This is a genomic window from Paenisporosarcina sp. P5_A11, assembly GCF_056400705.1.
Window position 1 is genome coordinate 23,354 of the sequence record NZ_JBFUKT010000016.1, and the last position, 11,041, is coordinate 34,394.

Sequence of the window (11,041 nt, forward strand, 5' to 3'; positions counted from 1 at the left end):
GTTTAATAGCCAACATACTTATTAATGCTAGTGGGGTCTGGGACTCGCTTTTACACTCGTATTACTATATTTTCACAAATAAAGGTAATGGCATAAACCAACAAATGGATATGCAATTACAAGGTGAACCTGAATAAGAAAGGCATTTTCCAATCGTGTAACTTATCAATTTTTTGCTGCTTTTTACTTGCGCTTTTAACGACATTATATATATTAGGATTATTTCGGTTGCTAAAATATTACCTTATTTAACACAAAAAAAGAGTAAAAAAATATTAAAAAGACTATATTATTCCACCTAAGGAAATAATTTTTTATGAATTTTTTTGTTGTGCTTTTCATTTAATTAACACCATCAGATTTTTTTATCATTTTCCCTTTAAGATTCATACATTTGGTCAAAGCTATATACGGAGCTCTTGTTTGTCAAAAACAGGATTGATTAAATTTGAAGGAAGTGATCTCCTATGCTTACAGAAAAACAAAACTCAACGTTAAAGAAATTACTTTTGGAACAAAAGGTTCAGTTGGAAAGACATGAGGACAATGCGTTCATAGAACAAGGCAGTCTTCGGGATACGACAGCCGAATTATCAACAGTCGATAACCATCCTGCTGATTTAGGAACAGAACTGTATGAACGTGAGAAAGATATGGCGATTCATGTTCATGAACACTCTGAATTAGAAAAAGTAAATAATGCCCTTTTAGCGATGAAAAATGAGACGTATGGTGTTTGTGATGATTGTGGCGAAGACATTCCATTTGAGCGTTTAGAAGCTTTACCTTATACGACTCGCTGCATTGACCATGCAGCGAATTCCCTTCCTCAGGATCGGCCTGCCGAAGAGCAAATTTTACACCCAGCAAACGATAACTCTTTCGCCGAACGTCACAAACGAGACGGTGTTAGAGATTATGAAGACAGTTTTCAAGAAGTCGCACAGTATGGCACATCTGAAACACCATCGGATTTTGAAGGTGATCACGCTGATTTCAATGAATTATATGATGATGAGAACGAAGTAGGTATGGATGAAGAAGTGGATTCATTGCATATAACCAGTATTGGAGGCGACAACAAAGAAATTTCCCTCGCCGAACAAGAAGAAGCTATACGCAATGATTACTTGTAAACTGACCATTTATGGATATTTAAAGGAAACGACCACAAAGGAATACTATCTTTGTGGTCGTTTCCTTTCTTTTTATTCCAGATTCACCTTGTTTTTGGAGGTGAATAACAACCTAGCCATCGCTTTACTTAGAAAACATTCTGTTTGATAACGATTGTTTAGAATTACGAGCTTTACGGAATCCTTCAAAAATATTAATACTTGTTGTGATAACAAGTATCCATATAATGGACTGATAAACCCAATTTATTGTTTGATTAGTTATTTCTAATACATTGTAGCAACCCGAAGCTTAATGTAAGTCAGTCCAATTTGAAAAAAATGACCCTACTTCTTCATTCGAAGTAGGGTCATTTTAAGTTTAACGATACAATAGGATTAGATTGGTCGTATGCATGTTGTCATAAATAATGTCTATACTGTTCGGACTTCTAACTCTACAATAATATTATCTCTTGTAGCTCGTGAATAAGGGCATACTTGATGTGCTGCCTCGACAAGCTTCTCTGCTACTTCGATTGCTACGTCTCGCACGAGAACATTAAGTATGACAGATATTGAGTAGCCATCAGTGCCTTGATTTAGTGAGACATGAGCAGTAACTTCTGATCCGCCATGCTTAATTTTTTCCTGTCGAGAGACCATATTTAATGCTGAATCAAAACAAGCAGAGTAGCCCGCAGCAAAAAGTTGTTCTGGATTAGTCGCCTCTTTTTTCACACCCGGCATAGCTAGCGCAACGTCTATTACACCATCTTGTGAACGAACGCGTCCTTCACGACCTCCCACTGCTGTCGCTGTTGCTGTAAATAATTTTTTCATTATATATTCCTCCTCATCATTATTGTGTCACCCTATTAGATTGTGTACTATTAAATTGTATACAATCTAATTTGAGATTACAACTATCTTGTTTTAAGAAAGGATATTTCCTATGAATCCATTACATTTATCGAACCAACTATGCTTCCCTTTTTATGCCATTTCAAAAGAAATCAGTAAACGCTATCGAACCATTCTTGCACCTTTCAACCTAACCTATCCACAATACTTAGTTATGCTAGTGCTTTGGGAACAAGACAGAATACCTTTAAAAGCGATTGGCCGACGATTACAATTAGATTCCGGTACTCTTACCCCTCTATTAAATAAGCTTATTCAATCCGGTTATATTGAAAAAGCACGTAACGAACTAGATGAACGAGAGCTCGTAATTAAACTCACAGATGCAGGACACTCATTGCGGGAGCAAGCGGCCTCCATCCCATTGCAAATCCAAAGGGTTCTTGGACTAACCGACGACGAGTATAAACGATATAAAGGGATGCTAGACGAACTAAGTCAAAAGCTAAATATGTAGAAAGTGATTTATTGAAAAAGGATCAACCTGATAAATTCAGTTGATCCTTTCGTTTATTATTTCATTTTTAAAACCACTTTCCCTTTTGCTTTTCCTGTTTCTACATAATTAATGGCTTTTTGAGCATCTTCAAAGGGTATAATCTGATCGATGATCGGACGAATTTTTCCTTCTTCGACCTGTTTTTTTATATGAGATAGTTGTTCACCGCTTGGCTTCATAAATAAGAAATGGTATGTTGCATCATGTTTTTTCTCCAACGCTGTCATTTTTCTACTAACAATGGAAAATAAAATGGTTTTCAATAGACCTAAATTGTTTTGAATGGCAAATTTTCGATTTGGCAATCCCGAGACTGAAACAATCTTCCCTTGAGCTTTCAACACAGTAAACGATTTCTCAAGAGTTTCACCACCTAATGTATCAAAGACAGCATCATAATTTTTTAAGATTCCTTCAAAATCTTGCTGTTTGTAATTAATGATTTCATCCGCACCGAGTGATTTCACCAGTTCATAGCCCTCATCACTTGCTGTAGTCGCCACATATGCACCCATTTGTTTCGCTAGTTGAATGGCAAATGTCCCCACACCACCAGCCCCGGCATGAATCAAAATCTTTTGACCAGGTTTGAGTTTCAGTATTTCATGAAAAGCCTGCCAAGTAGTTAGTCCCACTAAGGGCAGCGACGCCGCTTCCTCAAAGCTTAGATTCTTTGGTTTTAGCGAAACGTCATCTTCATGTACGGAAAGGTATTCAGCGAATGTCCCAATACGAGTCTTACGCGGCCTTCCATATACTTCATCACCGATCTTAAAATTCGTAACTTTAGCTCCTGCTTTTAAGACTTTTCCTGAAAAATCATTTCCTATTATTAACGGCATTTGATACGTCAAAAGCATTTTTACTTTCCCATCTCTTATTTTATAATCAACGGGATTGATGCTCGCTGCATAAATTTCTACCAAAATGTCTTTTTCTCCAATTGTTGGAATTGGTACTTCTACTTGCTGCAATGGGACATCTTTTCCATATCGTTTAATAACCATAGCTTTCATTCAGTATCATCCTTATCAAAATCTGAAGTAGAATATAGTTTTCCGTGTTTCCTATAAAAAACAATACGCTCGTTTTTAATCGTTCAATCATTCAAACCTATCATGCACTCGATTTCTAAAGGCCATTTAGTGATTACCAAAAAAAGCATCTTGGATGACCTCCAAGATGCTTTTTTTGAAACTTTATTCATCATTGAGAGTGGAATAGATAATCCGCTCTTCCTAAGGCAATACTGTCGCGCCCATCAGATAACGATCGCATTCTCTCGCTACTTCACGTCCTTCGTTAATTGCCCACACAATAAGGCTTTGGCCACGACGCATGTCTCCAGCTGAAAAGACCCCTTCTACATTGGTCACATACTTTCCATACTCTGCTTTAACCGTAGAGTTGGCGTTTGTTTCAATGTTTAGCTGTTGTAGAAGTCCTTGTTCTGGACCACTAAAGCCAATTGCAAGCAAGACCATTTCTGCTGGCCATATTTTTTCTGTTCCCGGAATTTCTTCACGGATACGATTACCTTCTTGGTCGATCCGAAGTTTTACATTAATTGTGTGTACTTCTTTTACATGACCATTGTCATCGCCAACAAATTTGGTTGTTTGAACAGCATAGGCACGTGGATCTTCACCAAATTTACTCGCTGCTTCTTTTTGACCGTACTCGATACGGTGAATCACCGGGTATTGAGGCCACGGGTTTCCAAGTTCATCCCGGATGGATCCTTTTTGATCATAAATATCAAACTGCGTTAAGCTTTGGCAATTATGTCTGACTGCGGTTGCTAGACAATCCGTACCTGTGTCTCCTCCACCTATGACAATCACATTTTTGCCTTTAGCCGACAAGTACATTCCATCTTTAAGGTTGGAGTCAAGCAAGCTTTTCGTGTTGGCATGGAGGAAATCCATAGCGTAATGAATACCTTTTAGCTCGCGACCTTCCACTTGAACATCACGATGAATCGTTGCACCTCCACATAAAATAGTGGAGTCGAATTCTTGATTGAGCTTTTTAACAGGGTAGTTCTTTCCTACTTCTGTATTTGTAACAAACGTGATTCCTTCTTTCTCAAGAAGTTGAACACGACGTTGAACTATTTCATATGGTAATTTCATTTCAGGAATCCCATAAGTTAAAAGACCTCCTACACGATCGTTGCGTTCAAAAACGGTGACCCAGTGGCCCGCTTTGTTGAGCTGCGCTGCCGCTGCGAGTCCAGCAGGTCCAGAGCCAATGACCGCCACTTTTTTGCCAGTTCGTCTTTCTGGTGGCTCAGGAATGACCCAACCTTCTTCAAAGCCTTTTTCAATAATGGCACGCTCAACTGTGCGGATTGCAACAGGAGGCTCGTTAATACCAAGGACACACGCGCCTTCACACGGTGCAGGACACGCTGCACCTGTGAATTCAGGGAAATTATTCATCTCATGTTCACGCTTCAATGCTTCTTTCCACTGTCCTTGATACACGAGGTCATTCCACTCTGGTATCAAATGATACACTGGACAACCTGTTGTCACACCATTAATTTCAGTACCGGTTTGACAAGTAGGGACACCACAATCCATACAACGTGCACCTTGTTGTCTAATTTCTGTTTCCGACATCGGCGACGTGTAGTCTTTCCAATCCTTTAATCGCTTACGTGGATCACGTTCAAGTTGCGATTGACGTGCATACTCCATAAATCCCGTTGGCTTTCCCATTACACCCCTCCTGTTGTCGTGATTATTTTATTGCTGCCAATTCTTTGTTGCTCTCATCAAACGCAGTCATTTGCGCATCAAATTTTGTTAAACCGCTATCTTGAAGAGTTTTAATTCGATCATTAATTTTCAAGTATGATTTTGGTATAACACGAACGAATTGCGAAGAATACTTTTCCCAGTAAGTTAAAATACGCTTGCCGTGCCCGCTATTTGTATAGTCAACATGCTTTTCAATCATGTTGTATACGTCTTTTAATTCTTCTGGATTTTCTATAGGTTGAATAAGAACAAGTTCTGCATTACATTTTGAACTAAATGTACCGTCTTCATCAAAGACATAGGCGATACCACCCGACATCCCTGCAGCAAAATTGCGTCCAGTTGAACCAAGAACGACAACTTTTCCACCCGTCATATACTCACAGCCATGGTCACCTACGCCTTCAACTACTACGTTGGCTCCACTATTACGTACACAGAAACGCTCTCCTGCAATGCCTTGAATGTATGCTTCACCAGCGGAAGCCCCATAGAAAGCCACGTTCCCAATAATAATATTTTTCTCAGGTTGGAAAGTAACAACTGGGTCAGGATGAACAATTATTTTCCCACCAGACAACCCTTTTCCAACAAAGTCATTTGAATCTCCGACTAATCTCAGAGTTATTCCCCGGGGAATAAATGCACCAAAACTTTGACCAGCTGATCCTTTAAGTGTTAATCGTATCGTATCTTCAGGCAATCCTTTTTCTCCGTAACGTCTTGTTATTTCACTACCGAGCATCGTTCCGGTAACACGGTTAATATTGCGAATGGCCGTTGTAAACTCAACTGGTTCCTGTTTTTCAATCGCGTTTTTGCAGATTGGAATTAGCTCTTGGAAATCGAGCGTTTTCTCTAATTCATGATCTTGATCACGAGTATGATAACGTCCTACTTTAGCTGGCAGGTTTGGTGAGTAAAGTAGGGCTGAAAGGTCGATGTCTTTCGCTTTCCAATGATCAATTGCTTCATTTACTTCAAGTGCATCTGTACGCCCGACCATTTCGTTTATCGTTCTAAAACCAAGTTCAGCCATTAGCTCTCTTGTTTCTGTTGCAATAAAACGCATAAAGTTGGCAACATGTTCTGCATCCCCAGTGAATTTCTTACGTAGCTCAGGGTTTTGAGTCGCAATACCAACTGGACATGTATCCATATGACAGACGCGCATCATAACGCAGCCTAGAACAACAAGCGGTGCTGTTGAGAATCCATACTCTTCCGCTCCTAGTAATGTAGCTAAAACCACGTCTCTTCCTGTCATCATTTTGCCATCTGTTTCAATGACAATACGGTCACGGAGACCATTTAACAGAAGCGTTTGGTGAGTTTCAGCTAAACCAATCTCCCACGGTAATCCCGTATGCTTCAAGCTTGTTCGAGGCGCAGCGCCTGTTCCACCGTCATAACCACTAATTAATACAAGGTCTGCTCTTCCTTTTGCAACACCTGCTGCAATCGTCCCAACACCTACAGCAGATACTAATTTGACGCTAATACGTGCTCTTGGATTGGCATTTTTCAGATTAAAAATTAATTCAGCTAAATCTTCGATAGAATAAATATCGTGATGTGGTGGTGGCGAAATTAATTCCACACCAGGGGTTGAACCACGCACTTCTGCAATCCATGGATACACTTTTTTCCCAGGAAGATGTCCCCCTTCACCTGGTTTAGCCCCTTGCGCCACCTTTATTTGAATCTCATCTGCATTGACCAAGTAATGACTTGTCACACCAAAGCGACCAGACGCTACTTGCTTGATAGAACTACGTCTCGAATCGCCATTTGGGTCTGGTGTAAATCGATCGATATCTTCTCCACCTTCACCCGTGTTACTTCTACCTCCGACACGGTTCATGGCAACAGCTAAAGCTTCATGTGCTTCTTTTGAAATCGACCCATATGACATAGCACCGGTTTTAAAGCGTCGACAAATAGCCTCAACCGATTCTACCTCTTCAATCGGCACTGATGGTTGCTGTTTAAATTTCAAAAGTCCTCGAAGTGACTGCAAGTTTGTCGTTTCATCCGTCAACATTTTCGTGTATTTCTTAAAGACTTCATAGTTATTTGTTCGACAAGCATGTTGGAGGGTATGAATCGTACTCGGATTGTACTGATGATCTTCGCCGTTTGCACGGTACTGGAATTCATCTCCCGAATCTAGTGTTTGATTGCTTCCTCGATTTTCACCAAATGCTTCCTCATGACGCATTAGCACTTCCTTTTCAATCATATTGATACCAATTCCGCCTAAACGTGAAGATGTTCGTGTGAAATATTTGTCGATAACATCCATATGAATGCCTACTGCTTCAAAAATTTGAGCTCCTCGATAACTTTGAATCGTTGAAATCCCTATTTTAGAGAGGATTTTTATGACGCCATCTGTTACTGAGTAAATGTACTTCTCAACCGCTTTTTCGAATGAATCGATGTTGATTTCACCTTTATCAATCAAATCGCGAATAGAATCAAATGTAAGGTAAGGATTAATTCCTTCTGCCCCATAACCCAGTAGCGTCGCAAAGTGATGTACTTCTCTCACTTCAGCAGATTCAAGTAAAATACTTACTTTTGTACGGGTTCCTTGTCGAATCAAATGATGATGTAGACCAGAAACAGCAAGAAGTGCTGGAATAGCTGCTTGATGTTCTGACACACTTCGATCAGATAAAATCAACAAGGTTGTTCCTTCTTCTATTGCTTTATCAGCTTTAACAAACAAGCTATCGAGAGCATTTTCCATATTATTTTCGTTCATCTTTACTTCGAAAAGCGTAGAGAACGTTACCGTTTTGAAACCATCTAGATTTTGCAAACGAATTTTTTGTAATTGACGATTGGTCAGCACAGGTGTTTTAAGTCGAATATGCTTACAGCTGTCTTGATTTGGGCTTACTAAGTTTCCTTCAGCACCTATAGTTGTATCTGTCATCGTAATAATTTTCTCGCGAATCGCATCAATTGGTGGATTCGTTACTTGTGCAAATAACTGTTTAAAATAGTTGTACAGTAGTTGTGGCTTTTTCGATAACACTGCAAGTGGAGAATCATAACCCATTGAACCGACTGGATCTTTTCCTTCTGTAACAAGTGGTTTGATGATTTTATTTAATTCTTCTCGTGTATAACCAAATGCTAGTTGTTGCTTTAAGAGCTGGTCTCCCGCATGAACTGGTTGTTGCTCGAGTGCCTCTGGAATATCTTCTAAATCCGTCATATTTGTTAGCCACTCTCTATAAGGCTGTTCTGACGCAATTTGAAGTTTGACTTCTTCATCCGGAATAATCGTGCCTTTTTCCAAATCGATTAGAAGGATTTTACCCGGTGCTAATCTTTCCTTATATTCAATATCATCTGCGAAAATATCCAATGCCCCTACTTCTGAACCTAGAACAATCATGCCGCTTTTGGTTACATAATAACGAGCCGGTCTTAATCCATTGCGATCCAGACACGCTGCAATTTGATTTCCATCAGTAAATACGAGTGCAGCAGGACCATCCCATGGTTCCATTAACGTACTATGGTATTCATAAAAATCGCGTTTTTCTTCTTTGATGTTCTTATCGTTCGCCCAAGGCTCAGGTACCATCATCATAGCTGTGTGCGCAAGTGAACGCCCGGAAAGATGTAAGAACTCAAAGCAGTTATCAAACATGGATGAGTCACTGCCGTCTGAATCGATGACAGGTAACACTTTTTGCAAATCTTCACGATTGAAGAATTCCGATTCACACATTTGCTCACGTGCACGCATCCAATTGACATTGCCTCGTAATGTATTAAATTCTCCATTGTGGATGGTATAACGATTTGGATGTGCTCGCTTCCAACTTGGGAAAGTGTTGGTACTGAAACGGGAATGCACAAGTGCTAATGCGGATTTATAGTCAGGATGATTTAAATCGATGTAAAACGAATCGAGTTGTTCGGGAATCAGCATTCCTTTATAGACAATGGTACGGGTAGATAAACTACTGATGTAAACATCTTCGTAGCCTTTCATGCTTGCCATTTCTGTTTCAATACGTTTTCGAATAATGTAAAGCTTTCGCTCAAAATCCAGTGGGGTTTTTATATCTTCGCTTACTTGTATAAATAATTGTCTAATCGAAGGCTTTGTTTTTGAAGCCACTTTCCCAACAAATGATTCGTTTATGGGAACTGGACGCCACCCTAGGAATGTTTGGCCTTCTTCTGCAATGATTCGCTCAAAAATATCTTTGCTTTTCATTCGAGTATCGTGATCCCTCGGTAAAAATACCATTCCAACACCATACTCGCCTTCTCTAGGCAAATAGATGTTTTCTTTCTCGCACTGTTTTTTGAAAAAACGATGTGGAATTTGCGTTAAAATACCTGCTCCATCACCAGTACTTGTATCCGAAGATTGGCCTCCTCGATGCTCCATGTTACATAAGATGGTAATCGCATGTTGAACGATGCTATGTGTCTGTTTACCATTAATATTTGCAATCATTCCAATCCCACAGGCTTCATGCTCTTGCTCAGGACTATATAAGCCTTGTGAAACAGGGTATCCATTCTTTGACATGACAACGTCCCCTCTCTAGTAATCTGTTGAAAGTTGGTTCATTTTCATGAAGGGATTCTTCACAGTTCACTATCAATTTTGAATAATTATATCATAAAATACACTTTAACATAAAATTCTGACATAATTTTATTGTATTTTTATTTAATTATATGAATGAAAACGCTTCCGCTAATTTATAAAAACACTCTTCGAACATCGAAAATAGCAAGCAAAATCAAGGTTTATTACTCATTTACCTTAAAATTTCTTAACATTAAATATATTTTAAAAAACATCATTTATACATTTCTAATTCTTCGCTTTATAATGTTCTTAAAATATCCAGGATCAATTGTTTTTACTATTTTCGGGAAGGGAAGAAAAGAATATTATTAAGAATACAAAAAGGAATATCCTATGATGAGGACATCCCTTTTTATTTGGCTCTTTTATATTATATTGTTGTTTATCGAACATTTGCGCTTGCCACACGTTCCACATGAGCCAACAAGTATGAAAAACACATACTTGTTGGTCTCATGCTTCACACTCTTGCGGCATGCTAGGCGCAAATGCACTCTTACGTTTGCTCTTCAATATTAACAGCTTCCTTTAACATAGCTTTTCAATTGGCTCAATATAATTAGAGAATCGGCGACACTCCTGCGGAAAAACGGGCTGGCAAGACCCCACAGCGAGGAACGAGTGAGGAGGCTTGCCTGTTCGTCCATGGAAAGGGAGCCGGTTCCCTCTTATTAATAACAGCTCTATTAAACTATATTGTTGTTTATCGAACATTTACGCTTGCCGCACGTTCCACATGAGCCAACAAGTATGAAAAACACATACTTGTTGGTCTCATGCTTCACACTCTTGCGGCATGCTAGGCGCAAATGCACTCTTTCGTTTCCTTAAAAAGCAGGAAGAGGCCGAAATAGCATCTTCGGCCGAACATTTACATAAAGAAACCATCTATTCTGTAGTTAACCAAATCTAGATTACTCTGTGCTTGCAGGTTGCAAGGGAGCGATGGATGCATCTAGATAGTCTTTAGCTCCTTAAATGCTTCTAAAAATTATAGACAATTCTAAAAATAATTCATTGCATAGTCCATCTCTTAACTGATGACAGAAATTTTCCCCTCTTCTTTTAGGACCTTTTCAAACGCTTCTACAACATGCTTATC

At 39.2% G+C, this 11,041-nt stretch carries 6 protein-coding genes; 2 read left to right on the top strand and 4 right to left on the bottom strand.

What is annotated here, in order from left to right; translation table 11 throughout:
• Positions 1-467 precede the first annotated feature (467 nt).
• On the top strand, positions 468-1,136 hold the full coding sequence (locus tag AC1DOS_RS05075) for a TraR/DksA C4-type zinc finger protein (protein WP_477536606.1): 669 nt from the start codon (positions 468-470) through the stop codon (positions 1,134-1,136).
• Positions 1,137-1,550: 414 nt separating this feature from the next.
• Here the strand turns inward: AC1DOS_RS05075 and AC1DOS_RS05080 are convergent, their stop codons facing one another.
• Positions 1,551-1,958, bottom strand: coding sequence for an organic hydroperoxide resistance protein (locus tag AC1DOS_RS05080; RefSeq protein WP_477536607.1), 408 nt, complete (start codon positions 1,956-1,958; stop codon positions 1,551-1,553).
• 112 nt (positions 1,959-2,070) lie between these two features.
• Here AC1DOS_RS05080 and AC1DOS_RS05085 point away from each other — a divergent pair, with 112 nt between their 5' ends.
• Positions 2,071-2,496, top strand: coding sequence for a MarR family winged helix-turn-helix transcriptional regulator (locus AC1DOS_RS05085; protein ID WP_108586853.1), 426 nt, complete (start codon positions 2,071-2,073; stop codon positions 2,494-2,496).
• A 56-nt stretch (positions 2,497-2,552) separates the two neighbouring features.
• On the opposite strand, the gene AC1DOS_RS05090 is transcribed toward AC1DOS_RS05085, so the two are convergent.
• From AC1DOS_RS05090 to gltB, 3 genes are all read right to left on the bottom strand, one after another.
• Positions 2,553-3,554, bottom strand: coding sequence for an NADP-dependent oxidoreductase (locus AC1DOS_RS05090; RefSeq protein WP_477536608.1), 1,002 nt, complete (start codon positions 3,552-3,554; stop codon positions 2,553-2,555).
• Positions 3,555-3,776: 222 nt separating this feature from the next.
• A complete protein-coding gene (locus AC1DOS_RS05095) occupies positions 3,777-5,264 on the bottom strand; it encodes a glutamate synthase subunit beta (RefSeq protein WP_477536609.1) in 1,488 nt (495 codons plus the stop codon).
• A 22-nt stretch (positions 5,265-5,286) separates the two neighbouring features.
• Positions 5,287-9,873 (bottom strand): glutamate synthase large subunit, encoded by a 4,587-nt coding sequence (gltB, locus tag AC1DOS_RS05100; protein WP_477536610.1) that lies wholly within the window; start codon positions 9,871-9,873, stop codon positions 5,287-5,289.
• Positions 9,874-11,041: the final 1,168 nt, after the last annotated feature.

What these genes read in the sequence shown, in the direction of transcription:
- AC1DOS_RS05080 (WP_477536607.1), bottom strand. Translation starts at nt 1,958, where the DNA reads ATGAAAAAATTATTTACAGCAACAGCGACAGCAGTGGGAGGTCGTGAA.
- AC1DOS_RS05090 (WP_477536608.1), bottom strand. Translation starts at nt 3,554, where the DNA reads ATGAAAGCTATGGTTATTAAACGATATGGAAAAGATGTCCCATTGCAG.
- AC1DOS_RS05095 (WP_477536609.1), bottom strand. Translation starts at nt 5,264, where the DNA reads ATGGGAAAGCCAACGGGATTTATGGAGTATGCACGTCAATCGCAACTT.
- AC1DOS_RS05075 (WP_477536606.1), top strand. Translation starts at nt 468, where the DNA reads ATGCTTACAGAAAAACAAAACTCAACGTTAAAGAAATTACTTTTGGAA.
- gltB (WP_477536610.1), bottom strand. Translation starts at nt 9,873, where the DNA reads ATGTCAAAGAATGGATACCCTGTTTCACAAGGCTTATATAGTCCTGAG.
- AC1DOS_RS05085 (WP_108586853.1), top strand. Translation starts at nt 2,071, where the DNA reads ATGAATCCATTACATTTATCGAACCAACTATGCTTCCCTTTTTATGCC.